The organism is Cupriavidus sp. USMAA2-4 (assembly GCF_001854305.1).
Lineage (GTDB): Bacteria > Pseudomonadota > Gammaproteobacteria > Burkholderiales > Burkholderiaceae > Cupriavidus > Cupriavidus malaysiensis.
In genome coordinates this window covers 1,860,561-1,886,950 of the sequence record NZ_CP017749.1, presented here as the reverse complement: position 1 = coordinate 1,886,950, position 26,390 = coordinate 1,860,561, and the positions used below count along the sequence as shown (strand labels likewise).

Here is a 26,390-nt window from a genome sequence, read left to right as displayed (position 1 = left end):
CGGGTCCGGTTGCGCGGCGCTGCCGCCGCGCGCTGACCTGCTTGTCTTGCCGATGCCGGCTCCACGCGGGCATCGTCTTTCCACTGGATGCCGCGGGCCGCTCAGGCAAGCGCCCGCAGCACGCGGCAATCGTCGGCCAGCGCCAGCGGCGCGGCGCTCAGCGCCTGCACCGCGGCGAACGGCACGCCTTCGGCGAGGCCGGTCACCAGCAGCCCGCCGCCGGGCCGGACGTCGATCACGGCCAGGTCGGTATAGATGCGGTCGACCACGCCGAGGCCGGTCAGCGGGTAGCTGCAGCGCTCGACCAGCTTGGGCTGCCCGTCGCGCGTCACGTGTTCCATCATGACGAACAGGCGCGCGGCGCCCACCACCAGGTCCATGGCACCGCCCACGGCGGGAATCGCATCGGGCTCGCCGGTCGACCAGTTGGCCAGGTCGCCGCTGGCGGACACCTGGAAGCCGCCCAGCACCGTGATGTCGATGTGGCCGCCACGCATCATGGTGAAGGAGAGCGCGTGGTCCGAGATCGAGGCGCCTGGCAGCAGGCCGATCGGCTCCTTGCTGGCATTGATCAGGTCCGGGTCGGTCGCGCCCGCGCGGATCACCGCGCCCATGCCGAGGATGCCGTTCTCGCTGTGCAGCACGATCTCGCGGTCGGCGGGAAGCTGGTCCGACACCAGCGTGGGCATGCCGATGCCGAGGTTGACGACGCTGCCGTCGGGAATATCGTGGGCGACGAGGCGTGCCATGGCGGCGCGGCTCAGGCGCGGCAGGCGGGACAGGTCCGGCTTGGCGTCATGCGGCATGGCAAGCTCCCGAGGCGGCCAGCACCACGGCCTGCACGAAGATGCCCGGCGTCATCACCTGCTGCGGCGGCATCTCGCCGAGCGGCACGATCTCGTCGACCTGCACGATGGTATGGCGCGCGGCGGTGCACATCACCGGGCCGAAATTGCGGCCCGCGTAGCGGTAGGTCAGGTTGCCCCAGCGGTCGGCGCGGTGCGCCTTGACCAGGGCGAAGTCAGCGCCCAGCGGCTGCTCCAGCACGTAGCCGACGCCGTCGATGACGCGGCTTTCCTTGCCTTCGGCCAGCGCCGTGCCGTAGGCCGTGGGCGTGAAGAAGGGGCCCAGGCCGGCGCCGGCGGCGCGCATGCGCTCCACCAGCGTGCCCTGCGGCACGCACTCCAGCGCCACCTTGCCGGCGCGGTAGGCCTCGATGAAGGCCTCGGCATTGTTCGAGCGCGGGTGCGAGCAGATCACCTTGCGCACACGGCCGGCACGGATCAGCGCGGCGATGCCGGTGTCGCCGTTGCCGGCGTTGTTGTTGACGATGGTGAGTTCACGCGCGCCCTGGGCCAGCAGCGCGTCGAGCAGCGCGCCGGGAATACCCGAGCCGCCGAAGCCGCTGACCAGCACCGTGGCGCCGTCGGAGATCCCGGCCACCGCGGTGTCCAGGGAATCCACTGTCTTGTCGATCATGCCGTCTCCATGCGCTGGCCGCCCGTCACTGCAGCGGAATGCCGGTGTCCTTGACCACGCGCGCCCAGCGCTGCCGCTCCTGGTCGATGAAGCGGCCGAAGTGTTCGGGCGTGTCGCCGCCGGCCTGGCCGCCCAGGTCGGCCAGGCGCGCCTTCACCTCGGGGTCGGCCAGCGCCGCGGCGGCGGCCTTGTACAGCTGCGCGATCACCGCCGGGGGCGTGCCGGCTCGCGCCACCAGGCCGAACCAGGCGGTGACCTGGAAGTCGTCGAAGCCGGCTTCCTTCATGGTCGGCACCTCGGCCAGCTCGGGCAGGCGCGCGGCGCTGGTCACGGCCAGCGCGCGCAGCTTGCCGGCCTGGATCTGCGGCAGCGAACTGGGCAGGTTGTCGACCATCATGGTCACCTGCCCCGCCACCAGGTCGGCCACGGCCGGGGCGGCGCCCTTGTAGGGCACGTGGATGATGTCGATGCCGGCGCGCTTCTTGAACAGCTCGCCCGACAGGTGCACCGACTGGCCGGTGCCGGAGGAACCGAAGGAGAGCCGGCCCGGGCTGGCCTTGGCCAGCGCCACCAGTTCGGCCACGTTGTGCGCCGGCACCTTGGGATTGACCACCAGCACGTTGGGCACCGACACCACCAGGGTGATCGGCACGAAGTCCTCCGGCTTGTACGGCAACTGGCGGTACAGCGCGTAGTTGATGGCATTGGGACCGATATTGCCCATCATCAGCGTGTAACCGTCGGCCGGCGCCTGCTTGAGCGCCTGCGAGCCGATGATGCCGGCGCCGCCGGCGCGGTTGTCCACCACCACCGGCTGGCCGAGCAGGTCAGCCATGCGCTTGCCGACCAGGCGCGCGGCGATGTCGGTGGTGCCGCCGGCCGCGGCCGGCACGATCAGGCGGATCGGCCGGTCGGGATAGGCGGCCCGGGCCACACCCGCGCCCGCCATGCAGAACGCCGTTGCCGCCACCCCGGCCGCCAGGCCCAGGGCCCTGGCCAGCCGCAGGCGCCCCCGGCGCCGCGCGCCGCCCGTGCCACTTGTCATGCCGTGTCTCCTTGTCCGGCTATCGCCCGCCTTGCTGCCCCGGCGACGCCGCATTGTCTTTGCATTGTTCTATTGAACCGCCAGATACGATAAATTGGCGGCGGAGACATGGGAATTCACCATTCACAAAAGCGGCCTTTGGCCCGACGAAACGCATGCATTACGATCTGACCGACCTGCGCCTGTTCCTCAATGTCGGTGAAACCGAGAACCTGACCCGCGCCGCGGAACGCAGCTTCCTGTCGCTGCCCGCCGCCAGCACGCGCATCAAGCAGCTCGAAGAGGCCTTCCAGACCCAGTTGCTGATCCGCCAGGTCAAGGGCGTGCGCCTGACCCCCGCGGGCGAGGCGCTGCTGCGCCATGCGCGCGAAGTATTCCGCGAGCTCGAATGCCTGCATTCGGACCTGAGCCCCTATGCCAAGGGCGTCAAGGGCCGGGTGCGCCTGCTGGCCAATACCACGGCCACCAACTCCTTCCTGGCCACGGCGCTGTCGCGCTTCCTGTCCGAGAACCCGGACGTGGACGTGGAGCTGGAAGAACACCTGTCGGCCGAGATCGTCTCGGCCATCGGCGCGGGCGCCGCCGACCTCGGCATCGTGGCCGGCGAAGTGGCCACCGACGACCTCGACGCGATGCAGCTGTGCAGCGACGAGCTGATCGTCATCGCCCCGGTCAACCACCCGCTGCCGCAGTTCAAGCGCCTGCATTTCGCCGACCTGCTCGATACCTGCCGCTTCGTCGGCCTGAACCAGTTCAGCGCCATCCAGTCCTTCCTCGACCGCATCGCGGCCGGCATGGGCAAGCGCATCAGCCTGCGCATCCAGGTGGGCAGCTTCGACGCCGTGTGCCGCATGGTCGAGGCCGGCGCCGGCATCGCCATCGTGCCCAACAGCTGCGCGCGCCGCTACGCCAGCCGCAAGGTGCTGCGCTTCATCCCGCTCGAGGACGAATGGGCCCGGCGCGAGCTGCGCCTGGTGCGGCGCCCGGGACGCGAGCTGCCGCAGTTCGCGGAAACGCTGATCGAATACCTGAAGGACGCGGCACGCGAGCCGGTCTGATCTGCCGGGCGGATGCGCCGTTGAGCCGATGAGCCGGGCCGGGGCGGTCCGCACCGGCCCGGCCCCGGTGACGGTCGGGGTCTCCCCTTCTTGCTACAGCGTCAGCACCAGCCGGCTGGTCAGCGCCCCTGGCAGCAGCGCGGACTGCGTCTGCCGCTCGCCATAGGTGCTGCTCGACACCCGCAGGTCCTGCTCGCGCGTCAGCGCTTCCAGGTGCGTGCCGAGGAAATCGTAGAGGCTGTCGTCGAAGCGCATGGTGCCGACCGGGCCCTGGATGCGCCCGTCTTCCACCCAGAAGGTGGCGAAGCGCGTCATGCCGGTCAGGCGCGCCGCCGGCGCATCCGACCAGTTCAGGTACCACAGGTTGCCGATGTAGAGCCCGGTGCCCAGCGCGGACAGCACGTCCGCCTGCGCCAGCGTGCCGCCGGCCATGGCCAGCGACTGCGGCGACTCGCCGGCGTCGGCGCAGTTGGCCTGCAGGCCGTACTCGCGCGCGCTGCGCGGATAGACCAGCCGGCCCGCCGCCGCGCCGTCGCGCACCAGCGCCACGTCGGCGCGCGGCAGGCCCTGCGGGCCGAAGGCCGGCGCCAGCGCGCCGCTGGCCGTCTCGTCCAGCTGCACGAGCGGGCTCAGGCGCGCGCCGCCGTCGTAGAGACGCTGCAACGGGCTTTCCTTGTCGGCCAGCCCGCGCGCCGAAAAGGCGCCCCAGCCCAGCATGCCGGCCACTTCGTCCAGCGCCGCCGGCGCCAGGTAGGCGCGGTAGGCACCGGGCGCCAGCGTGCGCGCCGGCTTGCCGAGGTGATCGAGCTGCGCGCGCGCCTGCGCGAAGCGCGCGGCGAAGGCCTGGGTGTCCCAGCGCGCGGCGGCATAGTCGGCCTTGACCGCCTGCCCGTTGGCGTGGAACAGGCTCCAGTCGAAATGGCAGGCTGGCACCGCGTGCCAGCCGTAGGCGCCGAAGCTGTTGGCATAGCCGCGCAGCAGCGGCCCCGCCGCGTAGATGCCCACCAGGTCGAGGCCGGCCGCCAGTCCGGCGATCTGCGCCAGCGCCGCCGTGCTGTCCGGCGCGGCGCCGTCGGCCTCGACGCGGCGCCGCTGCCAGGCTTCGCGCGGGATCATCAGGTAGGGATCGGGATGGAGCTGCCCGATGGCCTCGCGCAGCCGCGCCAGGCCCTCCTGCAGGCGCAGGCGGTCAACCTCGGGCCCGCCGCCCAGCGTCAGCACGATCTCCGCGTGGCGCTCGTCGCGGATCAGCTGCAGCCGCGCCACCGCCTGGCTGACCTGCCCGGCCTGGCGCACGCGCGCGCGGTTGAAGCGCACGAACTCGGAGACCTCGGCGCTGTACCACAGCGTGAAGTCCTCGCCGGGCCGCAGCGCGGCGCGGGCATCGTCGGCCAGCCGCGCGAAGGCGGCTTCGGCCCCATCCGCTCCATCGACCGTCCGGGCCGGGATCCTGCTCAGGTCGCTCATGCCGCCCCTCCGAACACTTCCACGTCGCTGAACACGCAGGCCGGCGAGGCATGGCCGACCCGCACGATCTGGTTGGGCTCGCCCTTGCCGCAGAAGGGCGTGCCGTGGACCTCGAAGGTACTGGTATCGCCCACCGCCGCCAGGCTGCGCCAGAAGCTGGCCGAGATGCCGCGGTAGTTGGGGTTCTTGACCACGCCCTTGAGTTCGCCGTTCTCGATCAGCCGCCCCCATTCGCAGCCGAACTGGAACTTGTTGCGCGCGTCGTCGATCGACCACGAGCGGTTGGTGGTCATCAGGATGCCGCGCTCGATGCCGCCCACCAGCTGCGCCAGGCTGCGGTCGCCGGGCTCCAGGTTGAGGTTGGCCATGCGGTCGATGGGTGCGCGGTTCCAGCCGCTGGCGCGGCTGTTGGCCACGCCGGGCATGCCGGTGCGGTGCTGCGACAGCGCGCCGCCCAGCGGCCGCAGCAGGCGGCCGGCACGGATCAGGTAGGCCTTGTCCGCCGGCGAGCCATCGTCATCGTGGCCGTAGCTGGCCAGCTCCTCGGCGATGCCGGGATCGAAGGTCACGTTGAGCAATGCCGAGCCGTACTGGTAGTGGCCGAAATCCTCCTGCCGCACGAAGCTGGTGCCGGCATAGTTGCGCTCGTCGCCCAGGATGCGGTCCAGTTCCAGCGGATGGCCGATGGACTCGTGGATCTGCAGCATCATCTGCTCGGGCATCAGCAGCAGGTCGCGCCGTCCGGCGGGCGCGTTGGGCGCCGCCAGCAACTGCAACGCCTCGTCGGCCACGCGCGGCGCGGCGCCGGCGAAGCCCAGCGCGTCGAGCACCTCCACGCCGCCCTGGCGGCCGCTGCCGAAGCCGCCGAAGGTGCGCGTCTGGCTGTCGCTGCCGTCGAAGGCGGTCACGCTGATGCCGGGATAGACGAAACGCAGCGACTGCCACTGCTCGGCGCCGGCGCTGTTCAGGTAGAGCTGCTCGACACTGCGGTGATCGAGGTAGAGCTGCCAGTTCACCAGCCGCGCATCGGCCGGCAGGCGCGCCGATTCGTCGGCCAGCAGGGCGAAGCGCTCCGCCAGCGAGGGAAACGAGCTGCCCGCGCCGGGCGACGCATAGTGCGAGCGCCCCTGCGGCGGCGGCAGGCCGCGTGCGTCGACCAGCATGTGGGCGGCCAGGCGCCGCGCCAGCGCCTCGGCCCGCTCCAGCGCGGCCTGCAGGCCGGACTGGCTCAGGTCCGCGGTGGCGGCATAGGCCTCGGCACCGCCCACGCGCACGCTCAGCATGGCACCGGCGTCGTCGTTCAGGCGCGGCGGCTCCGCCACGCCGCGCCGCATGGCGCAGTATTCACCGCGTTCGCGCACGGCGCGCAGCGCGTGGAAGTCGGCTTGGGTCGTGAGCTTGGCGAAGCGCTGCCGGATCGGTTCGAACAAGGTTGGCTCCGGTGGAAGGCCGCTGCCCGGCGGGCAATCAGGCCGATGGTATCAGCAATGGCCGCCGGCGCTGCCGCCGCCAGGATTGCCCTGCCCACTGCCTGGCGCCGGCTCAGACCTTCGGCTTGAGCAGGGCATGCGCCTGCAGGATCCGCTCGGCCGTGTCCTGCAGCGAGCGGCGCTGTTCCATCGACAGCCGGCGGATGTGCTGATAGGCCTCGTCTTCCGAGATGCCTTGCGCTTCCATCAGCAGCGCCTTGGCCTCATTCAGGGTGCGCATCGACAACAGGCGCTTTTCCAGCTGCGCGACGCGCCTGCGGCTGTCACGCTTGCCGGCATGCTGGTGGCAGCCCATCGCCATCGCCGCCAGCAGACCGAAGGAGCGCACCGGCGTCGAGACGGCGCCCTCGGCATCCACGCGCAGCAGGAAATCGAGAATGGTCGGGCTTTCGTAGGTGACGATGGCGATCAGCGGAGGCCGTCCCGGGTGCTCCAGCCAGCCAAGCGCGCGGCCGAGGATCTCCGGATGCACGGCGAGGAAGACCAGGTCGATCGCTTCGGGCAACGCCGGCGCCGGCGGCCACTGCCGCATGGCATGGCAGCCGATGCGGCCGAGCTGCTCCAGGACACGCCTGCCGTCGTCGTCGTCGGGATGGTAGACCATCACGCGCAACGTGCGCAGGTCCGCGAGGAGCTTCGGTGTGGTGCGGATGGTCGAGCGCCCTGGCATCATCGGGCGTCACCACGTCACGTCGCTGAGGACCTGGGTGCGATCGCCGAGCGAGTGCGTGACCAGATAGGGATCGGGATGCACGCGCCGGGTGGCTTCGCGCACGATGACGAAGCCGCCGTTGCTGGCAGCGCGGCCGATGCGCGGATACAGGCAGGTGTGCTGGGTCTGCGGATCGATCTTGACGCGTCCCTGGGGCGCGTCGAACTCGGCGCCCAGCAGGTGCGGCAGCAGATCCCCGCGCCGCTCGCTGCCCGCGGCGGCGAGCGCGTTGGCAAACAGATGCACCTGGAAATACGCCGCCTCCCACAGCATCGACGCCACTGCGTCGTCGCCGAAGCGCGCTTTCAGGCGCCGGATGCAGCGCCGGTTGACCTCGCTGTCCACGCTCTGGAAATAGGGCGACGAGGTGAAATGGCCGGCCGCGACAGCATGGCCCATCTGCTCCAGTTCGACCTCAGAGGTGGTCAGGCTGGCAATCGGCGACTTGCGCGGATCGATGCCGGCCTCCGCATAGGCGCGGTAGAAGGCCGCGGCGCTGTCGCCGACCAGCGTGCTGAAGACGAAGTCCGGCTGTCTGGCGCGGATGTCCTGCACGATGGGGAGGAAATCGCGCTCGCCCGCATCCAGCGGCACGTACTGTTCGCCGAGCTTGGCGCCGCCCGGCTGCTGCGAGATCAGGTCCACCATGATGCGGTTCGACTCGTATGGGTAGATATAGTCCGAGCCGACCAGGTAGACGCGCGCGCCGAAATGCGTGGTCATGAACTCCGCCAGCTGCACGCTGTTCTGGTTGGGTGCCGCGCCCGTGTAGACGATATTCGGGGAAAACTCGAAGCCTTCGTACAGCGTCGGGTAGAACAGCAGCTTGTCCCACTTCTCGATGACGGGAATCAGCGCCTTGCGGCTGCTCGACATATAGGCGCCGAACAGCACGTTGACGCCCTCGTCCGCGATCAGCTGTTCGGCCAGGAAGGCGTAGGCGGCGGGATCGGAGCGGGCGTCGCGCGCCACAGGCACGATCTCGCGCCCGCCGGCGCCGCCGGCTTCGTTGATTTCCTCGATGGCTTGCAGGGTGCCGCGCAACTGGTTCAGGCCGATGTGCGATGTGCATCCGCTCTGCGAGAAGAGCACTCCTACCTTGACGGGTTCCACTTGTTCAAGTCCTCTGCTGCGGGCCCTACCGGATGACGTGCGGCGCGCCGGCCCGTGCATGTGCGCGCATGTCCGGCCCGATCGTGCGCGGGCGTGCGAGCGGGCATGGGGCATGGACGGCCTCAATGCGCAATGAACGCATGCGCGCGCGCCATGGCCGCCGCGAACGTGGCCGCGTCGTAGACCTGCCGGCCGGCCATGGTATCACCGGCGCCCCCGCCTGCGGCAGTGCCGGCGGCCGGCCGCGCTTGCGCGCCGGTCGCCACCGTGCCGTTGGCGAAGGACAAGGCGAGGATGTCGACACCGCGCCGCCGGGCGGCATGGACGGCGTGTGCGGCGTCGGCCGGCAGGTAGCGCGGATCGAACACGTCGATGTCGGCGGGCTCACCGTCGCCGATCAGCAGGATCCTGGCGCGGCGCGGCAGTTCCCGCAGCACCTGCGCGGTGGCGTGCCGCAGCGCCGCCCCGATCCGCGTCGAGAGGCCGCTGCGCGCGCGCAGCAGGCGATCGCGGCAGGCGTCGTCGAGCGGTGCGTCGAAATCCTTGAAACGGTGATAGAAGACCTGGTGGCGGCCGTCCGAACAGAAGCCATGGATCGCGAGCCGGTGGCGGCTGCCGTCCAGCGTCTCGGCCAGTTGGCAGGCGGCACGCTTCTCCAGCGCGGCGACCCGCAGGTCGGTTGACGCAGACAGGTCGAGCAGGATCAGCACCGCGCTTTCCCGCGGCCCGGGGCGGACCGCAGTGAACACGCGCGTGTCCGGCAGCAGGCCGCGCCGCAACGCCGCCCGCAGCGCGACGGCGGCGTCGATATCGAGCGCATCGCCTTCGTCTTGCAGGTGGCGGCGGCGGATCATTGCCGGCTGGGCCGTGCGGCGGGCGCGCGGGCGTCGCGGCCCGGCCAGGCGATCGGCCGCGACGCCCGCGTCCAAGGCGGCGTCGAGCGGACCGAGCCTGGGCGGGCGCTCCAGCACCGTGGTCCAGCTTGGATGTTCGCGCGCCAGGCGGTAATCCCATTCCGCATAGGTATGCCGGGCCGCGGCCACCTGCGCATCGCCGCGCTCCGTCGGCATCTCGCTGGCCGCCCCGGAAGCCGTGCCGCCGGCCTCGCCTTGGCTGTCCTCAAGCGATTCGAGCAGGGCACCGGCGATCGTTTCGGTATCGGGCGCCCACAGCCACGCGCCGTCGTCGCGGTAGCGCAGATAGCGCCCGCTGTCCGGTTCGAAGCGCACACGCATCTGGCCCAGGTCATTGGCCAGCACGGAGGCCAGGCTGCGAAAGAAGCGATAGTCGTCCAGGCGGGCGCACTGCGCGTCGAACAGCGCTCGGGCCTTCCCGATCCAGGCATTGCCGTCGCGATAATCCGCGTCGAACAAGGTCCGCCCGAGGCGCGCCAGCAGCGCGTCCAGGCTCAGGCCAAGCGACTCGGTGGCATCGTGGCAGGGAGCCCACAATGCGCGCAGGCCGGGATAGTCGCGCAGCAGCAGCGCCTCTGCCCGCGCATCCTCGATCGCGTCGGCGACCCGGCGCCCGATCGCTGTCAATCCGCCGGTCGCCTGGGCGCGGGGCGAATGGCGCCAATGGGCCAGCGCGTGCGCCGCCGCGGCGCGGCACAGCGTGTCCCGCGCCGGCCCCGGCCAGAAATCGGCCGGTAGCGTCAGCCGGCTGTCTTCGATCGTGGGCCGCGGTGCCGCCTCGTCCCCGGTGGCATCGCCCACGATCTCCACGCGCCGCGCCAGCATGCCATGCAGGAATATGTGCAGGCTGCTGCGGGGATGTGTCGGCGGCAGCCCGGTCGCGGACGGTAATCCGCGCGTGCGCGGCCCGGGAGGCATGCGCCTGGTGTCCGGCATTGCGGAAAGGGCAGGCATAAAGGAGATCATGTGCCGAAATGCGCTTCGGCAAAGCCCTGCAAGGCGGCGCCGACTTCTGCATCGTCGCAGGCCGGTGCGCTCAAGGCCAGCCGGCATGCCGACAGCGGCGGGAGTCCGTCGCGCACCAGGCGCGCGGCGTGGATCAGCATGCGCGTCGACAGGCCTTCGTCCAGCCCGCTGCCCTTGAGCTGGCGCGAACGGTGCGCCAGGTCGACCAGACGTGCCGCCAGCGCAAGGTCGACCCCGCCCTCCGCGGCCACCACCGCCGCCTCGTGGCCCGCCGGCGGGTAATCGAAGTCCAGCGCGACGAAGCGCTGCCGCGTCGACGGCTTGAGGCGCTTCAACTCGCTCTGGTAGCCCGGGTTGTATGAGATGACGAGATGGAAGTCCGGGTGCGCCTGCACCACCTCGCCCTTGCGGTCCAGCGGCAGCGTGCGGCGCGCGTCGGTCAGCGGATGGATCACCACCGTGGCATCCTGCCGTGCCTCGACGAACTCGTCCAGATAGCAGATCGCGCCGTGCCGCGCAGCCTGCGTCAGGGGACCATCGACCCAGTAGGTACCGTCGCGGTCGAGCAGGTAGCGGCCGAGCAGGTCCGATGCCGAGGTGTCTTCGTTGCAGGCCACCTGTACCAGCGGCAGGCCCAGGCGCCACGCCATGTGTTCGACGAAGCGTGTCTTGCCGCAGCCAGTCGGCCCCTTGAGCAGCACCGGCAGACGCAACCGGTAGGCGGCCATGAACAGTTCCACCTCGTCGCCGGCGGGCCGGAAATAGGGTTGTGCCGGAATGCGGTGGCCGGCCAGCATATCCTGCCGCTCCGGATGGCCGGAGGCGGCGGCCGTCGATAGCATGGTGCCGCGCATCACCACCTCCCCGTCAGCATCAGCATGCCCGGCACCCAGCAGGTGCCGACACCGACGGCAACCGTATAGGCGGGCAGCAGGCGCCAGACGCGCTGCAGGCCCAGGGCGAGGAAGAACAGGAACCACAAGCTGGCCCACACCAGCCACATGCCGCTGACGCGCAGGTCTTCGCCGAAGGCCAGCGCCGCGTAGACCAGCGCGCTGAGAGCGACGAACAGGCAGTACCAGCCCAGGCCGGTGCCCTTGAGGTTGCCCCACTGCACGCCTGCGAGGTAGAGGTAGGTGAAGGCGAACAGCAGGCCGCCGGCGGCACCGAGATAGCCGGACGACGCAGTCGCCTGAAGCAGGCCGACCACGTTGAGCAGCAGGGCCAGCAGGCCGACCAGCAGGTTGAAGATGGCAGAGTCCCTGCCTTCGATCCGGCCGGTCAGCCCGACGCCGTTGACGATGAGGACGGCGCCGATGAAGAACAAGGCAACACCAAGCATGATGGATGATCCCCGAGGGTGAAGAATCCTCCGCCGCCGGCGGCGACGGAGGGCGGCACGGCGGCGGCGCGCTCAGCGGTGCGCGGGCTGCGCAGATGGGATGCCTTCGATGGGGCATTCCGCTGTGCCGGGCATCGTGCGCGTGATCGACTCGACCATGGTGCGCGTGCCTTCCGGATCGTTGACCCATTTCGAATAGAACTCGAACGGACAGTTCGGCACGCCCTGGTACGACTCGCCCGAGCCGATCTTGCCGGTGTAGCCGCGGTGCAGCAGCTTGTACAGGTGATTCTGCGACTGCATGTTGCGGCGCGCGTCGCGAATCAAGCTGACAGACAGTTCCGCATACTGCACGCCGTTCTCCTCCTCCCCGCATTCGCCCAGGGTACGGCCGTCGAAGCCGACGATGGCGGAGTGGCCGAAGTAGGAATAGACACCGTCGAAGCCCGAGGCATTGGCAACCGCCACATAGCAGTTGTTCATGAAGGCCATGGCCTTGGATACGAGGACCTGCTGGTCCTTGGCGGGATACATATAGCCCTGGCAGCGCACGATCAGTTCCGCGCCCCGCATCGCACAGTCGCGCCAGATCTCGGGGTAATTTCCGTCGTCGCAGATGATCAGGCTGATCTTCAAGCCCTTTGGCCCGTCGACCACATAGGTGCAGTCGCCCGGATACCAGCCTTCCACCGGCACCCAGGGCATGATCTTGCGGTACTTCTGCACGATCTCGCCACGGTTGTCGATCAGCACCAGCGTGTTGTACGGCGCCTTGTGCGGATGCTCCTCATGACGCTCGCCGGTCAGCGAAAACACGCCCCAGACGTTGGCCTTGCGACAGGCCGCGGCAAAGATCTCGGTTTCCGCGCCCGGGATGGCGGAGGCGGTGTCGTACATCTCCTGCGCGTCGTACATGATCCCGTGCGTCGAATACTCGGGAAAGACGATCAGGTCCATGCCCGGCAGGCCGCGCTTGATGCCTTCGACGCGCGCCGCGATCTCGCGGGCATTGGCCAGTACCTCCTCCCGTGTATGCAGGCGCGGCATCTTGTACTGCACGACGGCAACGCCGACGCTGTCGTTGCTGCTGGAAATATCGCCATGACGCATAGTGTGTCTCCTGAACAGGCGAGCGAAGCTCCCGATGGGCGGCTATCGCGATCGCAAGAACAAAAAAAAAGCCCCTACCTCGCAATGAGGTAAGGGCTTCTCCGCCGCGCCGTCTCTCCGACAGCTCTGTCGGATCACGGCATGAATGGATGCAGGGCAAGCGCGATGAAACGCGCCGATACGGGCCTGCGGTACATCCGGGACGCCATCGGCGCCCCGCAACATCTCGGGCTATCCGCGCCTGTCGGCTCTGACGCGCGGACAACTGGGCTGAAGTCTAGGGCAGCGCTTTTTGCCGAACAAGGCAGGGAAAACCCGAGGCGGCGAACCGGCATGCGGCACGGATTTCCCTCGCCGGATCAGTCCGCCTTCACGCCTGCCGCCTTGATGATCGGCGACCATTTCTCGATCTCGGACTGCAGCCAGGTACGCAGGCCCTCCGGCGTCTGCTTGTCCTCCGGCACGATCTGCGCGCCCAGGTCGGCCAGCCGCGCGGCCACCGCCGGGTCCTTGAGCGCGGCGCGCAGCGCGCCGTTGAGCCGGGCGATCACCGCGGGCGGCGTGCCCTTGGGCGCGTAGATGCCGTGCCACACCTTGACCTCGAATCCCTTGAGGCCGCCTTCGGCCAGGGTCGGCGCGTCCGGCAGGGCCTGGATGCGCGCGGTCGTGGTGACGCCGTAGAGCCTGACGCGGCTGGCCTTGATATGGGGCAGCGTCTGCGTGGTCTGGTCGCACAGGATGTCGACCTGGCTGCCGAGCAAGGCCGTCAGCGCGGGCGCCGTGCCTTGATAGGGGATGGCCGTCAGTTCGACCCCGATGGCCTTCTGGAACAGCATGCCGCACAACTGCGAGACCGCGCCCAGGCCGGCGTTGGCGAGGTTGACCTTGCCCGGGTTCTGGCGGATGTAGCGGACCAGCTCGGCCAGGTTGGCGGCCGGCAGGTCATGGCGGCCCAGCAGGGTCATCGGCACGTCGGCGACCTGGCCGACGAAGCTGAAGTCGGTCAGCGGATGGTAGGGCAGCCTGGGGTACAGCGCCGGTGCCGTGGCCATGCCGTTGTGGTGGATCAGGATGGTGTAGCCGTCCGGCGCCGCCTTGGCCACATAGGCCGCCGACACGGTGCCGCCCGCGCCGAGCCGGTTCTCCACCACCACGCTCTGGCCCAGGGTCTTCGACATCGAGGCGGCCAGGGTACGCGCCACCACGTCGGTCGGCCCGCCCGCGGCGAACGGCACCACCATGGCGATGGGACGGCTGGGGTAGGCATCGGCCGCCGCGCCAGGCAGGGGCAGCGCCAGCAGCGCGGCCAGTGCCGCGCCCATCAGCCAGTCAGCCCAGCCCGTCCAGCCCGCCCGGCCGCCGCCCGCCGCCGCGCCGGCGGTCGGCTGGGTGTGTCGACGCTGCGCGGATGCTGCCGGATGCCTCGCTAGGAAGTGCTTCATGCCTGGTCTCCTCGGTCCTGTTCTTCGTGGCTTCGCTGCTTCGTTACGGATCTGGTTTCCGGCGGGCGCCATGCCGCCGGCAGGTGCGAAGCCAAGGGTCGGACGAATCACGCGCGCGCGCCATTCGCATTTGCCGAAGGCAGGACAAGGCGCGCATGAAGCGGGGTCAACCCTAGGCCGCCCTGGTTGCCCTGGTTGCCCTGGTTACCGCCCCGGGAACGGCAGCAGAATTCCGGCTCCCCTAAGCCGCTCTTTCGCAAATCCGAATTTCGGCGCCGGAACCCCTCGGGAATAATGGCCGCATTCCCTCTCCAGCATCGAATGCATCCGCCCATGGCTGCCGCAGCGGTACAAGACCAGAGCTATCCCGATATCCGCGAAGCCGTGCGCGGCCTGTGCGCCGGCTTCGACTCCGCCTACTGGCAGCGCGTGGAAGAGCAGAACGCCTTCCCCGAGGCCTTCGTGCAGGCGCTGACGCAAGCCGGCTGGCTGTCGGCGCTGATCCCCGAGGCCTACGGCGGCTCCGGCCTGCCGCTGAGCGCCGCCTCGGTGATCATGGAGGAGATCAACCGCTCCGGCGGCAATTCCGGCGCCTGCCACGGCCAGATGTACGTGATGGGCTGCCTGCTGCGGCACGGCTCGGAAGCACAGAAGCGCCGCTGGCTGCCGGCGATCGCCTCGGGCGAGCTGCGCATGCAGTCGATGGCGGTGACCGAGCCGACCACCGGCACCGACACCACCAAGCTCAAGACCACCGCGGTGCGGCGCGGCGACAAGTACGTGGTCAACGGGCAGAAGGTGTGGATCTCGCGCGTGCAGCACTCCGACCTGCTGCTGTTGCTGGCGCGCACCACGCCGCTGGACCAGGTCAAGCGCAAGTCCGAGGGCCTGTCGGTGTTCGTGGTCGACCTGCGCGAGGCGTTCGGCCGCGGCCTGACCGTCCGCCCCATCCGCAACATGGTCAACCACGAGACCAACGAGCTGTTCTTCGACAACCTGGAGGTGCCCGCCGAGAACCTGGTCGGCGAGGAAGGCCAGGGACTCAGGTACATCCTCGACGGCCTCAACGCCGAACGCATCCTGATCGCGGCCGAGTGCATCGGCGACGGCTACTGGTTCACCGAGCGCGCCAGCGGCTACGCGCGCGAGCGCGTGGTGTTCGAGCGCCCGATCGGCCAGAACCAGGGCATCCAGTTCCCCATCGCGCGCGCCTATTGCAACGTCGAGGCCGCCAGCCTGATGCGCTACAAGGCCGCCGAGCTGTTCGATGCCGGCCAGCCCTGCGGCAAGGAAGCCAATATCGCCAAGCTGCTGGCCGCCGACGCTTCCTGGGAAGCGGCCAACGCCTGCCTGCAGACGCACGGCGGCTTCGGTTTCGCCGCCGAGTACGACATCGAGCGCAAGTTCCGCGAGACGCGCCTGTACCAGGTGGCGCCGATCTCCACCAACATGATCCTGTCCTACGTGGCCGAGCACGTGCTCGAACTGCCGCGTTCGTTCTAAGCCCCCCTACCCTGACATGACAATTCCCGGCATCCGCCCCCTCGACGGCATCCGCGTGGTTTCGCTGGAGCACGCCGTGGCCGCGCCCTTCGCCACCCGCCAGCTGGCCGACCTCGGCGCCAGCGTGATCAAGATCGAACGGCCCGGCGCGGGCGACTTCGCGCGCGGCTACGATGAAACCGTGCACGGCCAGGCCTCGCACTTCGTCTGGCTCAACCGCGGCAAGCAGAGCCTGACGCTGGACCTGAAGCAGGAGGAAGCGCAGGCCGTGCTGCACAAGCTGCTGGCCGAGGCCGACGTGCTGGTGCAGAACCTCGCCCCCGGCGCCGCCGCGCGCATGGGCCTGGACTTCGACACCCTGCACGGCCGCTACCGCAAGCTGATCGTGTGCGACATCTCCGGCTACGGCGACTCCGGTCCCTACCGCGACAAGAAGGCCTACGACCTGCTGATCCAGGCCGCGGCCGGCCTGATCGGCATCACCGGCAGCGCGGACGAACCCTCGCGCGCCGGCATCTCGATCGCCGACATCGCCGCCGGCATGTATGCCTACAGCGGCATCCTGTCCGCGCTGCTGCAGCGCGGCCGCACCGGCGCAGGCCTGCGCGTCGAGGTCACCATGCTCGAAGCGCTGGCCGAGTGGATGAACTACGCGCTCTACTTCGGCCACTACGGCGGCACGCCGCCGGCCCGCTTCGGCGCCTCCCATCCGGCCATCGCGCCCTACGGCGTGCACCGCACCGGAGGCGGCGGCAGCGTCATCTTCGGCCTGCAGAACGAGCGCGAATGGCAGGCCTTCTGCGACAAGGTGCTGGGCCAGCCTGAACTGCTGCAGGACGAGCGCTTCGCCAGCAACTCGGGGCGCGTCAAGCACCGCGACGCGCTCACCGCGCTGATCGAGGCGCGCTTCGCCGAGCTGAGCGTCGGCGAGGTGGAAGCGCTGCTGGATGCCGCGCAGATCGCCAACGCACCGATGAACGACATCGAAGCGGTCTGGAACCACCCGCAGCTGGCCGCGCGCAAGCGCTGGCGCGAAGTCGGCTGCCCCGGCGGCCCGATCGGCGCCCTGCTGCCGCCCGCCAACCTGTCGGGCGTGGACCCGGTGATGGGCGACGTGCCGGCGCTGGGCGCGCACACGCGCGCCGTGCTGGCGGAGCTGGGCTATGGCGTGGCGCAGATCGACGACATGATGCAGCGCAAGGTGGTGTGACGGGCAGGCGGGCGTGCGCGGGAACGCAGCGTCGACCGCCAGTTTTTCGCCCCACTCACACTGGTGGGAGTGGGGTGCGGGTGAGGACGGGCGCCAGCGCGGAGTGAACACCGTCGTACCGGCGAAGGCCGGCCCTCTCTTCCCCACCAGCATATGCCCCCTTCCGCTTGTCCCCGGAAGCCGGGCCGCAGACAGATCGCAGGACACAGTGCAGCACCCGAACAGACAACCCTCCTCCGGAGCCGGCATGAGCCAACCCGCAGACCATTCCTACCCGACCCGCCAGCTGTGCGAGTTCCTCGCGCGCTTCACGCTGGCCGACGTGCCCACCCCGGTGGTGGAGCGCACCAAGGACCTCTTCCTCGACTGGATCGCCTCGGCCATCGCCGGCAAGGATGCGCCGGCCGTGCGCCGCATCCAGGAGTTCGCCGCGGCCATGGGTCCGCAGCAGGGCGACAGCGAAGTCTTCGTCGACCGCCGCCGCACCTCGCCCTACTTCGCCGCGCTGATCAACGGCGCGTCCTCGCACGTGGTCGAGCAGGATGACGTGCACAACAGCTCGGTGCTGCATCCCGCCGCCGTGGTGTTCCCGGCCGTGGTGGCCGCGGCGCAGGCCGAGGGCAAGAGCGGCGCCGAGGTGCTGCTGGCCTCGATCGCCGGCTACGAGGCCGGCATCCGCATCGGCGAGTTCCTCGGCCGCTCGCACTACCGCATCTTCCACACCACCGGCACGGTCGGCACGCTGGCCGCCGCCGCTGCGGTGGCCAAGCTCTACGGCCTGGACGCCGAGGGCATCAACCAGGCGCTGGGCTCGGCCGGCACGCAGGCCGCCGGCCTGTGGGAATTCCTGCGCGACGCCGCCGACTCCAAGCAGCTCCACACCGCCAAGGCGGCCGCCGACGGCCTGCAGTCGGCCTGGCTCGCCCGTGCCGGCTTCACCGGCGCGCGCCAGATCCTCGAAGGCGCGCAGGGCATGGCCGCGGGCATGTCGAGCGATGCCGACCCGTCGCGCCTGACTGACGGCCTGGGCACACGCTGGGCCACCGCCGAGACCTCGTTCAAGTTCTTCGCCTCCTGCCGCCACACCCACCCGGCGGCCGATGCGCTCAAGGCGGTGATGGTGCGCGAAGGGCTGCGCGCCGAGGACATCGCCAGCGTCACCGCGCACGTGCACCAGGGCGCCATCGACGTGCTCGGCCCGGTGGTCAACCCGGTCACCATCCACCAGGCCAAGTTCTCGATGGGCACGGTGCTGGGCCTGGTGGCCGTGCACGCGCACGCCGGCCTCGGCGAATTCGAGGACCACGCGCTGCAGGACGCCAAGGTGGCGGCCTTCCGCGCCAAGGTGGCGATGGCGCTCGACGACGAGATCAACAACGCCTACCCGCGCCAGTGGATCGGCCGCGTGACCGTGCGCACCACCGGCGGGCGCACGCTGGAAGGCCGCGTCGACGTGCCCAAGGGCGACCCTGACAACACGCTGTCGCGCCCCGAACTGGAGGCCAAGGCGATCCAGCTCGGCGCCTTCCGCCACGGTGCTTCCGAGGCCGAGATGCGCGCCATCATCGCGCGCGTGTGGGCCCTGGAAGCCGCCCCCGACGTCAAGGACTGGCTGCCCGCCGCCCGCTGATCCATCGCGCCATGTCCATGCAGAACGCTATTTCCTACCTGTTCGTGCCGGGCGACCGTCCGGAACGCTTCGACAAGGCCGCCGCGGCCGCCCCCGATGTGATGGTCCTCGACCTCGAGGACGCCGTGCATCCGGACGCGAAGCCCGCGGCGCGCGAGGCCATCGCCGCCTGGCTGGCCACACGCGGCCCCGGCCCGGCCGCCCTGGTGCGCATCAATGACGCGGCCTCGCCGGCCTTCCCGGCAGACCTGGCCTGGCTGCGCGCGCTGCCGGCCGGCACGCGCCTGGCCGGCCTGATGGTGCCGAAGGCGGAAGACCCCGCCGCGCTGGCCGGGATCGCCGACGCCCTGCGCCAGATCGCCCCGCAAGGCACGCTGGTGGCCATCATCGAGACCGCGCTCGGCCTGCATCGCGTGGACGAGGTGGCGGCGGCCGACGGCGTCGCGCGGCTGGCCTTCGGCTCGCTCGACTATGCCGTGGACCTGGGCTGCGCCCACGTGCGCGAGGCCCTGGCCCATGCGCGCGCCCGCATCGTGCTGGCCTCGCGCGTGGCCGGGCTGGCCCAGCCGGTGGACGGCGTCACCACCGCGCTCAAGGACGAGGCCGTGCTGGCCGACGACGTGGCCTACGCGCGCGCGCTGGGCTTCGGCGCCAAGCTGTGCATCCATCCGGCGCAGCTGCAGGCGGTGCGTGCCGGCTTCCTGCCCACGCCCGAGCAGGCGGACTGGGCGCGCCGCGTGCTCGCCGCCACCGCCGCCGGCAGCCATGCGGTGCAGGTCGACGGCAAGATGGTCGACCGTCCGGTGATCGAGCAGGCCAAGCGCCTGCTGGCCCTGCTGTCCGCGCCGGCCTCCAGCTGACCGCCACCCACCTACCGGGCCGCGCTCGCGCGCGGCCCTCTCCACAACCGACCGCCATGACCCAAGACAGCCCCCTCGAACACCTGCGCCAGTGGATCGGCCGCAGCGAAAGCCGCACCGAGACGCTCGCCCCCGAACCCGTGATCGGCCTGGCCGCCACGCTGGACCTCGACGGCGACGCCATCGTGCGCGGCGCGCTGCCGCCGCTGTGGCACTGGCTCTATTTCCTCCCGCGCGCGCCCCAGCACGAGATCGGCGGCGACGGCCACCCCGCGCTGGGCGGCTTCATGCCGCCGATGCCGCTGCCGCGCCGCATGTGGGCCGGCGGCGAGCTCGCGTTCAAGCGTCCGCTGCGCGTCGGCGACACCGTCACGCGCACCTCCACCATCGCCGACGTCCAGCACAAGTCCGGGCGCAGCGGCGAACTGTGGTTCGCCACCGTGGAGCATGACCTCACCGTGGACGGCGAAAGCGTGCTGAGCGAACGCCAGGACCTCGTCTACCGCGCCATGCCCGAGCCGGGCCAGCCCCTGCCGCCGCGCCCGCGCCTGCAACACGCGCCGCGCTGGCAGCGCAGCCTGCACGCCGACCCGGTCATGCTGTTCCGCTTCTCGGCACTGACCTTCAACGGCCACCGCATCCACTACGACCACGACTACGTGCGCGACGTGGAAGGCTATCCCGGCCTGGTGGTGCACGGCCCGCTGCAGGCCGTGCTGACGCTCGACCTGCTGGCGCGCGAGCAGCCGCAGGCGCGCGTGGCCCGCTTCGGCTTCCGCGGCGTGGCGCCGCTGTTCGACCACGACACCGTCACCGTCGGCGGCACGCCCGATCCGGACCGGCCCGGCCGCGTCATGCTGTGGACCGGCGACGACACCGGCGGCCAGGCGATGGAAGCCTGGGCGGAGCTGGCGGGCTGATCGCCCCGCGCCAGCCGGCGCACCGCGCCATGGCCCCAGAACAAGCGCGCGGGCGCCGCGATAACAGGGCGAGCCAATGCACAGGAGGAGACATCCGATGACAGCAGCACGCTTCACCCTGCGCACGGCCCGGACGGCCGGCGCAGCGCTTGCCATGGTCCTGGCCTGCGCCCCGGCGGCAAGGGCCGAGGGACAGCCGGCCTACCCCACGCGCCCGCTCACGCTGATCGTGCCCTACGCCCCGGGCGGCACCACCGACGTGGTGGCACGCCAGTTCGCCCAGTCGCTGCAGGGCGCGCTCGGCCAGAGCGTGGTGGTGGAAAACAAGCCGGGCGTCGCCGGCACCATGGGCGCGCTGGCGCTGCGCCAGGCAGCGCCAGACGGCTATACGCTGTCACTGATGCCTGTCACGGTCTTCCGCCAGCCCTTCATCCAGAAGACCGCTTTCGATCCCGCGCGCGATTTCACCTACCTGTCGCGCATCACGGGCTACATCTTCGGCGTGGTGGTACGCGCCGACTCGCCCTGGCGCGGTTGGGCCGACTTCCTGCGCGACGCCCGCGCGCGCCCCGGCGGCATCAGCTATGGCTCGCCGGGCCAGTACAGTTCGCCCCATGTCACCATGCTGGAGCTGGCCGCCAAGGAAAAGCTCGACGTCAACCACATCCCCTTCAAGGGCGATGCCGACTGCCTGAACGCGCTGATGGGCAACCACGTCCAGCTGTGCGCGGCCGGCAGCGCCGCTGGAGCGCTGGTCGATGCCGGCAAGCTGCGCTGGCTCAACCTGTGGACCGCGCAGCGCTCGCCGCGCTGGCCGGACGCGCCGACACTGCGCGAGCTCGGCTACGACATGGTTTCCAGCTCGCCCTACGGCGTCGCCGGCCCCAAGGGCATGGCACCGCAGGTGGTCGCCGTGCTGCAGGACGCGCTGCGCCGGGCCACCGAGGACCCGCGCTACCTCGCCACGCTCAAGCGCATGGACCAGGAGCCCATGTATCTCGACAGCGCGGCCTATACCCGCTTCGCCCTGCAGCAGATCGCCGAGGAGAAAGCGCTGGTGGAACGGCTCGGCATCCGCGCCGATTGACGGCGCAAGCCTCCCGGCGGCCGGACGCCCCTGCGCGCCCCGCCGGTCTCCGCCCGCGCCGGCCCCGGCGCGGCCCACACTTCACACTTCCGGACCGCCACGCAGCATGAGCACCGCCCCGACCGACATCCCCTTCGACCCGCGCGCCCACCGCCTGTGCGAATCGCGCTACTTCGACGACTTCCGTCTCGGCGAGCGCTTCGTGCTGCCGTCGCGCACCATGACCGAAGCGCTGTTCGCCGCCTTCCAGCTCGCCAGCGGCGACAACCACCCGGTCCACTACGATGCCGAGTACTGCCGCGCGCGCGGCATGCCGCACATGCTGGCCCACGGCTACCAGGTGCTGATCCAGACCGCCGCCGGCGCCGGCCTGTTTCCGCACATGGTGGAGGATTCGCTGATGGGTTTCATCGAGCAGCGCAGCCGCTTCCTGCATCCCGTCTTCGTCGGCGACACGCTCTACGCCGCGCTGGAAGTCTGCGAGCTGTCGCCCAACCGCAGCACCGGCGTGCTGGCGCTGCGCAGCACCGTCCATAACCAGCGCGGCGAGCTGGTGATGGATGGCGAGCAGCGCTACCTGCTGCGCAAGCGCCCGGCCGGCTGAACCGGCATGAGCGCCGGCGGCGGGAAATTTCACAATTCCCGTACATCGGCTGGCTACCCCAGGCTTCGCCGGCTATACTGCGTCGTTCTCCGGCGCGGGGATCCTCCCCTCCCCGCGACACCGTGCCGGGCGGCGCGTGCCCTCTCCTCCCCGAGGAACGCGCGCCGCCCGACACCATCCGGCCCGCCGGCCCGCCAGCCTGGCCTCGGGCCGCCCTGCACAGGAGGACGCTCACCGACATGCATGGCCTGCACCTCACCGCGGATCTCTACGGCTGCCAGTGCGACCCCGCGCTACTGACCGACGAAACGGCGCTCGCCGAACTGTGCCGGCAGGCCGTCGCCGGCGCCGGCCTGAGCCTGGTGGCGCAGAAATACCACCCCTTCCCGCGCTGGCGCGGCCAGCCCGGCGGCGTCACCGGCGCCTGCCTGCTGGCGGAATCCCACCTGGCGGTGCACACCTGGCCCGAGCGCGGCGGCGTCACCCTCGACGTCTACGTCTGCAACTTCTCCGCCAACAACTCGCCCAAGGCCGAGGCCCTGCTCGATGCGCTGCTGGTCGCCTTCGCGCCCGCGCAACAGAGCACCAACCGCATCCTGCGCGGCAGCGACGAGCCGCAGGACAACGCCAACGAACTGCTGCTGGAATGGCTGAACGCGGACTGCGCCTACGGCTTCCGCGCCACCCGGCGGCTGGAAACGCTGCGCTCGGCGCACCAGTTGCTGGAGGTGTTCGACACCCCGCAATGGGGCCGCCTGCTGCGCATCGACGGCCGCTACATGACCTCCGAGCGCGACGAGTTCTTCTATCACGAACCCATGGCCCATGCCGCCGCGCTGGCGCACCCGGCGCCGCGCAGCGCGCTGGTGCTGGGCGGCGGCGACGGCGGCTGCAGCGAGGAACTGCTCAAGCATCCCGGCCTGGAACGGCTGGTGCTGGCCGAACTCGATGCCGAAGTGGTGCGCCTGGCGCGCAAGCACCTGCACACCATCCATCGCGGCGCCTTCGAGGATGCGCGGCTGGCGCTGCGCATCGGCGACGGACTGGCCTATATGGAGGCCCAGGCGGCCGACCCGCAGGGCGAGCGCTTCGACCTGATCGTGCTCGACCTGACCGATCCCGACACGCCCGCGCATCCGCTCTACGGCGAGACGGCGCTGCGCGTGGCCGGGCAACTGCTGGCGCCCGGCGGCGCACTGACCCTGCACATCGGCTCGCCGGTGTTCCAGCGCGAGCAGGTGGCGCGCCAGCTCGCCCTGCTGGGCCGGCTCTTCGCGCACGTGCGCCCCTTCGGGCTCTACGTGCCGCTGTACGGCTGCTACTGGGGCATGGCCTGCGTCTCCGACAGGCTGGACCCGCTCGCCGTGCCGGCGGAGACCATCGACGAGCGCATCCGCACGCGCGGCATCGGCGCGCTGCGCTACTACAACGGCGCCGTCCACCAGGCCCAGTTCGCGCTGCCGAACTTCTATCGCGAGCTGCTGCCGGGGCAAGGCACCCCCACCTGCTGAACGGCACACGCCCGCCGCGCGCCGCCAAAAAAACGGGGCGGGACCGGCCAGCCGGCCCGTCCCGCCCCACGCCTAAGCTGGTGGCAAAGGCCCCGCCCGCGGCGGGACCCTCCTTGCGGTCATACAGTCATGCGGTCACGCGGTCACGCGGTCACGCGGTCACGCGGTCACGCGGTCACGCGGTCACGCGGCCATCGGATCACGCGCTCATTGCGTCTCGATCCCGGCTGTCTTCACCACCTTGCCCCACAGCGCCAGCTCGCGCTGGATGCGGTCGGCCAGCGGCTTGGGACCGGTCACGTCGAGGTCGTAGCCGACTTCGCTCATGCGGTGCTTGAACTCCGGCACCTCGCCGACGGCCTTCTGCGCGGCCACCAGCTTGTCGACCACCTCGGCCGGCAGCTTGGGCGGCCCGACCAGCGCATACCAGCCGGTCAGGTCATAGTCCTTCAGGCCCGACTCGATCAGCGTGGGCACGTCCGGCAGCGCCGGGTTGCGCGTGCGCGAGGTCACCGCCAGCGCGCGCACCTTGCCGCCCTGGATATGGCCGATGGCGGTGCCGGTGATGTCGAACATGAAGGTGACCTTGCCGCTCATCACGTCGGTCATCGCCGGCGCGTTGCCCTTGTAGGGCACGTGCAGCATCTTGACGCCGCTCATCTGCGCCAGCAGTTCGGCGGACAGGTGGTTGGAGGCGCCGATGCCGGCCGAGCCGAAGGAAACGCCATCGGGATGCTTGCGCGCGTACTCGACCAGCTCCTTGACGTTCTTGGCCGGGAAGTCCTTGTTGATCACCAGCACGTTGGTGTAGTCGGTGATCAGCCCGATGTAGCTGAAATCCTTGGTCGGGTTGAAGTTCACCGTCTTCTGGATCAGCGGCGTCATGGTCATGGTCGGGCTGGCGACGAAGTACAGCGTGTAGCCGTCCGGCTTGCCCTTGGCGGTCAGGTCGGCGGCGATCGCGCCGCTGGCGCCGGCACGGTTGTCCACCACCACCGGCTGCTTCAGCACGCGGCCGAGCTGGTCGGCGTAGATGCGTGCCGCGGTGTCCACCGGGCCACCCGGCGCATAGCCCACCAGCAGCCGGATCGGCCGGCTCGGGTAGCTCTCCGCCCAGGCACTGCCCTGCACGATCGTCAGCAATGCCGCTGCCGCGGCCATCCATCGCTTCATCTGTCTTCTCCTTTGATGTCCTTCGGGTCTTGTACGGTTCCCTGCGGTCTCCGCGGTCTGTGCGCGTTGCTGCGGGAACTCGTCGGGGCGCCGGCGGCACGCTTGCCGCCGCGCTGCTTGCCGCTCTTGTCGTCGGCTCGTCGGTTCGTCGGTTCCGTCTCAGCCCAGCAACGCCCGCAGCGGCTGCTTGAGCAGCTTGCCGCTGGCGGTGGTGGGAATGCTGTCGATCACGCGGATCTCGGCCGGCCGCTTGTAGGGCGCCAGGTTCTCGCGCAGGTAGGCATCGAGCGCCGCCTGGTCCGGCACGGCACCTTCCTGCGGCTCGACGAAGGCCACCACTTCCTCGTTGCCGTCGGCGGCCGTGCGCCCGACCACCGCCGACTGCCGCACGCCCGGGAAGGCGTTGATGACGGCCTCGACCTCGATCGGGTAGACGTTGAAGCCCGAGCGGATGATCAGGTCCTTGGAGCGCCCCGAGATGAACAGCGCGCCGTCGTCCGCCAGGTAGCCCAGGTCGCCGGTATTGAGCCAGCCGCCGGGCAGCAGCGCCTCCGCGGTCTGCTCCGGGTTGCGGAAGTAGCCGGCCATCACGCCCGGGCCGCGCACGCGGATCTGGCCGCGCCCGCCCGCCGGCAGCGGCTTGCCTTCGCCGTCGGTGATGGCAATCTCGACGCCTTCGACGATGTAGCCAGCCGAGCAGTCGGCACGCGGCGCTTCCATGCGGGTGATGAACAGCGAGCCGGCGTACTCCGTGATGCCGTAGCCATGGTGCAACGGCTGCCCGAACCATTGCTCGACCTCGCGCTTGAGGGTGGGATCGAGCGGCGCGCCGCCGGTGTACAGGTAGCGCAGGCGCGGATAGCCGCCGGCCGGGTGCACGCGCCCGGGCGCCACCGCCATCAGCCGCGTGAACATGGTCGGCACCCCCTGCAGGATGGTGATGCCGGGCTCGGCCAGCGCGTCGAACACCTCGCCGGCATCGAAGCGCGGCCGCAGGATCAGGCTGGCGCCCGCGTACAGCGTGGCCATCAGCACGGTGGCGATGCCGAAGATGTGCGACATCGGCAGCGCGCCGTAGGCGATGTCGGCCGGCCCCAGCTCGCGCGAGGTGGCCGAGATGCGGGCGAAGTGCGTCAGGCCGGCATGCGGCACCATCACGCCCTTGGGCGCGCCGGTGGTGCCCGAGGTGTAGATCAGCGTCGCCACCTGGCGCGCCTCCTCCGCCGCCACGCGCTGCGGCACGGTGGCGGCGCGCAGCACGTGCATGCCGGCATCGAACACCGGGCAGCCGCTGGGCTGCGCGCCCAGGCGCTGCCCGTGCGCCGCCGCCACCTCGGAGACGTGGCCGGTGAAGAAGGTCAGCAGCGGCTCGGCATGGGCGCGGATGGTGTCGATCTCGCGCGCCGACAGGCGGGCGTTGACCTGGATCGGCCAGGCGTGCAGCGCGCTGCAGGCGAACAGCATGACCACCATCTCGTTGCAGTTCTCGCCGGCCACCAGCACCCGGTCGCCCGCGCCCACGCCTTGCGCCGCCAGCCAGTCGCGCGCGGCCTCGATGCGCCGCCACAGCTCGCCGTAGCTGACGATGCCGCCGGCCTCGCGCAGGCAGGGCGCCTGCGGTGCCTGCACGGCCCAGTGGCGGGGAATCTCGTGGATGAACTCGGGACGGAAGGACGACATGGTGCTCCGGGATGGCAAGGATGCGTAAGACAGGGCCGGGATGGCCGGCGGGTATTCAGTCGATGCAGTTCAGT

23 protein-coding genes are annotated in these 26,390 nt (G+C 70.5%); 9 read left to right on the top strand and 14 right to left on the bottom strand.

The genetic code is table 11. The features are described from left to right. Positions 1 to 101: 101 nt before the first annotated feature. From BKK79_RS28405 to BKK79_RS28395, 3 genes are read right to left on the bottom strand one after another with little or no spacing between them, the layout of a single operon-like run. Positions 102 to 806 (bottom strand): 3-oxoacid CoA-transferase subunit B, encoded by a 705-nt coding sequence (locus BKK79_RS28405; protein ID WP_071016739.1) that lies wholly within the window; start codon positions 804 to 806, stop codon positions 102 to 104. Continuing rightward, positions 796 to 1,479 carry a 3-oxoacid CoA-transferase subunit A gene (locus BKK79_RS28400; protein WP_071016740.1) on the bottom strand — a complete coding sequence of 228 codons (684 nt, stop codon included), beginning with the start codon at positions 1,477 to 1,479 and terminating at the stop codon, positions 796 to 798. The genes BKK79_RS28405 and BKK79_RS28400 overlap by 11 nt, the downstream gene beginning before the upstream one ends. A 25-nt stretch (positions 1,480 to 1,504) precedes the next feature. Further along, positions 1,505 to 2,524, bottom strand: coding sequence for a tripartite tricarboxylate transporter substrate binding protein (locus BKK79_RS28395; RefSeq protein ID WP_083384250.1), 1,020 nt, complete (start codon positions 2,522 to 2,524; stop codon positions 1,505 to 1,507). Between the two features lie 155 nt (positions 2,525 to 2,679). Here BKK79_RS28395 and BKK79_RS28390 point away from each other — a divergent pair, with 155 nt between their 5' ends. After that, positions 2,680 to 3,582: a LysR family transcriptional regulator gene (locus tag BKK79_RS28390; protein WP_071016742.1), complete on the top strand. Its 903-nt coding sequence runs from the start codon at positions 2,680 to 2,682 to the stop codon at positions 3,580 to 3,582. A 93-nt stretch (positions 3,583 to 3,675) separates the two neighbouring features. Here BKK79_RS28390 and BKK79_RS28385 read toward each other — a convergent pair whose 3' ends face one another. From BKK79_RS28385 to BKK79_RS28345, 9 genes are all read right to left on the bottom strand, one after another. Next, positions 3,676 to 5,049: a metallopeptidase TldD-related protein gene (locus BKK79_RS28385; RefSeq protein WP_084085275.1), complete on the bottom strand. Its 1,374-nt coding sequence runs from the start codon at positions 5,047 to 5,049 to the stop codon at positions 3,676 to 3,678. Continuing rightward, entirely contained in the window at positions 5,046 to 6,479 is a 1,434-nt protein-coding gene (locus tag BKK79_RS28380; RefSeq protein WP_071039485.1) for a TldD/PmbA family protein, read from the bottom strand. Before BKK79_RS28380 ends, BKK79_RS28385 begins: the two co-directional genes overlap by 4 nt. Before the next feature lie 112 nt (positions 6,480 to 6,591). Continuing rightward, entirely contained in the window at positions 6,592 to 7,212 is a 621-nt protein-coding gene (locus BKK79_RS28375) for an ANTAR domain-containing response regulator (protein WP_232346339.1), read from the bottom strand. Between the two features lie 6 nt (positions 7,213 to 7,218). Further along, positions 7,219 to 8,364 carry a transporter substrate-binding domain-containing protein gene (locus BKK79_RS28370; RefSeq protein ID WP_071039484.1) on the bottom strand — a complete coding sequence of 382 codons (1,146 nt, stop codon included), beginning with the start codon at positions 8,362 to 8,364 and terminating at the stop codon, positions 7,219 to 7,221. Between the two features lie 122 nt (positions 8,365 to 8,486). Next, positions 8,487 to 10,103 carry a nitric oxide reductase activation protein NorD gene (locus BKK79_RS28365; RefSeq protein ID WP_071039483.1) on the bottom strand — a complete coding sequence of 539 codons (1,617 nt, stop codon included), beginning with the start codon at positions 10,101 to 10,103 and terminating at the stop codon, positions 8,487 to 8,489. Between the two features lie 137 nt (positions 10,104 to 10,240). Beyond that, a complete protein-coding gene (locus BKK79_RS28360) occupies positions 10,241 to 11,098 on the bottom strand; it encodes a CbbQ/NirQ/NorQ/GpvN family protein (RefSeq protein WP_442873259.1) in 858 nt (285 codons plus the stop codon). Continuing rightward, positions 11,098 to 11,586: an AmiS/UreI family transporter gene (locus tag BKK79_RS28355; protein WP_071039482.1), complete on the bottom strand. Its 489-nt coding sequence runs from the start codon at positions 11,584 to 11,586 to the stop codon at positions 11,098 to 11,100. Before BKK79_RS28355 ends, BKK79_RS28360 begins: the two co-directional genes overlap by 1 nt. A gap of 72 nt (positions 11,587 to 11,658) precedes the next feature. After that, positions 11,659 to 12,696, bottom strand: a complete 1,038-nt coding sequence (locus BKK79_RS28350; protein WP_071039481.1) for an aliphatic amidase — start codon at positions 12,694 to 12,696, stop codon at positions 11,659 to 11,661. A 359-nt stretch (positions 12,697 to 13,055) separates the two neighbouring features. Beyond that, positions 13,056 to 14,018 carry a tripartite tricarboxylate transporter substrate-binding protein gene (locus BKK79_RS28345; protein WP_071016747.1) on the bottom strand — a complete coding sequence of 321 codons (963 nt, stop codon included), beginning with the start codon at positions 14,016 to 14,018 and terminating at the stop codon, positions 13,056 to 13,058. A gap of 453 nt (positions 14,019 to 14,471) precedes the next feature. Between BKK79_RS28345 and BKK79_RS28340 the strand changes: the two genes are divergently transcribed. The 8 genes from BKK79_RS28340 to speE all read left to right on the top strand — a co-directional run bounded on the left by BKK79_RS28340 (position 14,472) and on the right by speE (position 23,463). After that, entirely contained in the window at positions 14,472 to 15,641 is a 1,170-nt protein-coding gene (locus tag BKK79_RS28340) for an acyl-CoA dehydrogenase family protein (protein ID WP_071039480.1), read from the top strand. A 16-nt stretch (positions 15,642 to 15,657) separates the two neighbouring features. After that, positions 15,658 to 16,851, top strand: a complete 1,194-nt coding sequence (locus tag BKK79_RS28335) for a CaiB/BaiF CoA transferase family protein (RefSeq protein ID WP_071039479.1) — start codon at positions 15,658 to 15,660, stop codon at positions 16,849 to 16,851. A 247-nt stretch (positions 16,852 to 17,098) separates the two neighbouring features. After that, complete coding sequence (locus BKK79_RS28330; RefSeq protein WP_071039478.1) at positions 17,099 to 18,481, top strand: MmgE/PrpD family protein; 1,383 nt, start codon at positions 17,099 to 17,101, stop codon at positions 18,479 to 18,481. 17 nt (positions 18,482 to 18,498) lie between these two features. Beyond that, positions 18,499 to 19,341, top strand: a complete 843-nt coding sequence (locus BKK79_RS28325; RefSeq protein ID WP_071040413.1) for an HpcH/HpaI aldolase/citrate lyase family protein — start codon at positions 18,499 to 18,501, stop codon at positions 19,339 to 19,341. Positions 19,342 to 19,397: 56 nt separating this feature from the next. Beyond that, positions 19,398 to 20,261: an FAS1-like dehydratase domain-containing protein gene (locus tag BKK79_RS28320; protein ID WP_071039477.1), complete on the top strand. Its 864-nt coding sequence runs from the start codon at positions 19,398 to 19,400 to the stop codon at positions 20,259 to 20,261. A gap of 97 nt (positions 20,262 to 20,358) precedes the next feature. Further along, on the top strand, positions 20,359 to 21,348 hold the full coding sequence (locus tag BKK79_RS28315; protein ID WP_071016757.1) for a Bug family tripartite tricarboxylate transporter substrate binding protein: 990 nt from the start codon (positions 20,359 to 20,361) through the stop codon (positions 21,346 to 21,348). Between the two features lie 106 nt (positions 21,349 to 21,454). After that, positions 21,455 to 21,952 carry a MaoC family dehydratase gene (locus tag BKK79_RS28310; RefSeq protein WP_071016759.1) on the top strand — a complete coding sequence of 166 codons (498 nt, stop codon included), beginning with the start codon at positions 21,455 to 21,457 and terminating at the stop codon, positions 21,950 to 21,952. A gap of 239 nt (positions 21,953 to 22,191) precedes the next feature. Next, a complete protein-coding gene (gene speE / locus BKK79_RS28305; protein ID WP_071039476.1) occupies positions 22,192 to 23,463 on the top strand; it encodes a polyamine aminopropyltransferase in 1,272 nt (423 codons plus the stop codon). A gap of 207 nt (positions 23,464 to 23,670) precedes the next feature. On the opposite strand, the gene BKK79_RS28300 is transcribed toward speE, so the two are convergent. After that, positions 23,671 to 24,636, bottom strand: a complete 966-nt coding sequence (locus BKK79_RS28300; protein ID WP_071039475.1) for a Bug family tripartite tricarboxylate transporter substrate binding protein — start codon at positions 24,634 to 24,636, stop codon at positions 23,671 to 23,673. A gap of 159 nt (positions 24,637 to 24,795) precedes the next feature. Then, on the bottom strand, positions 24,796 to 26,316 hold the full coding sequence (locus BKK79_RS28295) for a class I adenylate-forming enzyme family protein (protein WP_071039474.1): 1,521 nt from the start codon (positions 26,314 to 26,316) through the stop codon (positions 24,796 to 24,798). Positions 26,317 to 26,390 lie beyond the last annotated feature (74 nt).

What these genes read in the sequence shown, in the direction of transcription:
- BKK79_RS28405 (WP_071016739.1), bottom strand. Translation starts at nt 806, where the DNA reads ATGCCGCATGACGCCAAGCCGGACCTGTCCCGCCTGCCGCGCCTGAGC.
- BKK79_RS28400 (WP_071016740.1), bottom strand. Translation starts at nt 1,479, where the DNA reads ATGATCGACAAGACAGTGGATTCCCTGGACACCGCGGTGGCCGGGATC.
- BKK79_RS28395 (WP_083384250.1), bottom strand. Translation starts at nt 2,524, where the DNA reads ATGACAAGTGGCACGGGCGGCGCGCGGCGCCGGGGGCGCCTGCGGCTG.
- BKK79_RS28390 (WP_071016742.1), top strand. Translation starts at nt 2,680, where the DNA reads ATGCATTACGATCTGACCGACCTGCGCCTGTTCCTCAATGTCGGTGAA.
- BKK79_RS28385 (WP_084085275.1), bottom strand. Translation starts at nt 5,049, where the DNA reads ATGAGCGACCTGAGCAGGATCCCGGCCCGGACGGTCGATGGAGCGGAT.
- BKK79_RS28375 (WP_232346339.1), bottom strand. Translation starts at nt 7,212, where the DNA reads ATGATGCCAGGGCGCTCGACCATCCGCACCACACCGAAGCTCCTCGCG.
- BKK79_RS28365 (WP_071039483.1), bottom strand. Translation starts at nt 10,103, where the DNA reads ATGCTGGCGCGGCGCGTGGAGATCGTGGGCGATGCCACCGGGGACGAG.
- BKK79_RS28360 (WP_442873259.1), bottom strand. Translation starts at nt 11,098, where the DNA reads ATGCGCGGCACCATGCTATCGACGGCCGCCGCCTCCGGCCATCCGGAG.
- BKK79_RS28355 (WP_071039482.1), bottom strand. Translation starts at nt 11,586, where the DNA reads ATGCTTGGTGTTGCCTTGTTCTTCATCGGCGCCGTCCTCATCGTCAAC.
- BKK79_RS28350 (WP_071039481.1), bottom strand. Translation starts at nt 12,696, where the DNA reads ATGCGTCATGGCGATATTTCCAGCAGCAACGACAGCGTCGGCGTTGCC.
- BKK79_RS28345 (WP_071016747.1), bottom strand. Translation starts at nt 14,018, where the DNA reads ATGGGCGCGGCACTGGCCGCGCTGCTGGCGCTGCCCCTGCCTGGCGCG.
- BKK79_RS28340 (WP_071039480.1), top strand. Translation starts at nt 14,472, where the DNA reads ATGGCTGCCGCAGCGGTACAAGACCAGAGCTATCCCGATATCCGCGAA.
- BKK79_RS28335 (WP_071039479.1), top strand. Translation starts at nt 15,658, where the DNA reads ATGACAATTCCCGGCATCCGCCCCCTCGACGGCATCCGCGTGGTTTCG.
- BKK79_RS28330 (WP_071039478.1), top strand. Translation starts at nt 17,099, where the DNA reads ATGAGCCAACCCGCAGACCATTCCTACCCGACCCGCCAGCTGTGCGAG.
- BKK79_RS28325 (WP_071040413.1), top strand. Translation starts at nt 18,499, where the DNA reads ATGCAGAACGCTATTTCCTACCTGTTCGTGCCGGGCGACCGTCCGGAA.
- BKK79_RS28320 (WP_071039477.1), top strand. Translation starts at nt 19,398, where the DNA reads ATGACCCAAGACAGCCCCCTCGAACACCTGCGCCAGTGGATCGGCCGC.
- BKK79_RS28315 (WP_071016757.1), top strand. Translation starts at nt 20,359, where the DNA reads ATGACAGCAGCACGCTTCACCCTGCGCACGGCCCGGACGGCCGGCGCA.
- BKK79_RS28310 (WP_071016759.1), top strand. Translation starts at nt 21,455, where the DNA reads ATGAGCACCGCCCCGACCGACATCCCCTTCGACCCGCGCGCCCACCGC.
- speE (WP_071039476.1), top strand. Translation starts at nt 22,192, where the DNA reads ATGCATGGCCTGCACCTCACCGCGGATCTCTACGGCTGCCAGTGCGAC.
- BKK79_RS28300 (WP_071039475.1), bottom strand. Translation starts at nt 24,636, where the DNA reads ATGAAGCGATGGATGGCCGCGGCAGCGGCATTGCTGACGATCGTGCAG.
- BKK79_RS28295 (WP_071039474.1), bottom strand. Translation starts at nt 26,316, where the DNA reads ATGTCGTCCTTCCGTCCCGAGTTCATCCACGAGATTCCCCGCCACTGG.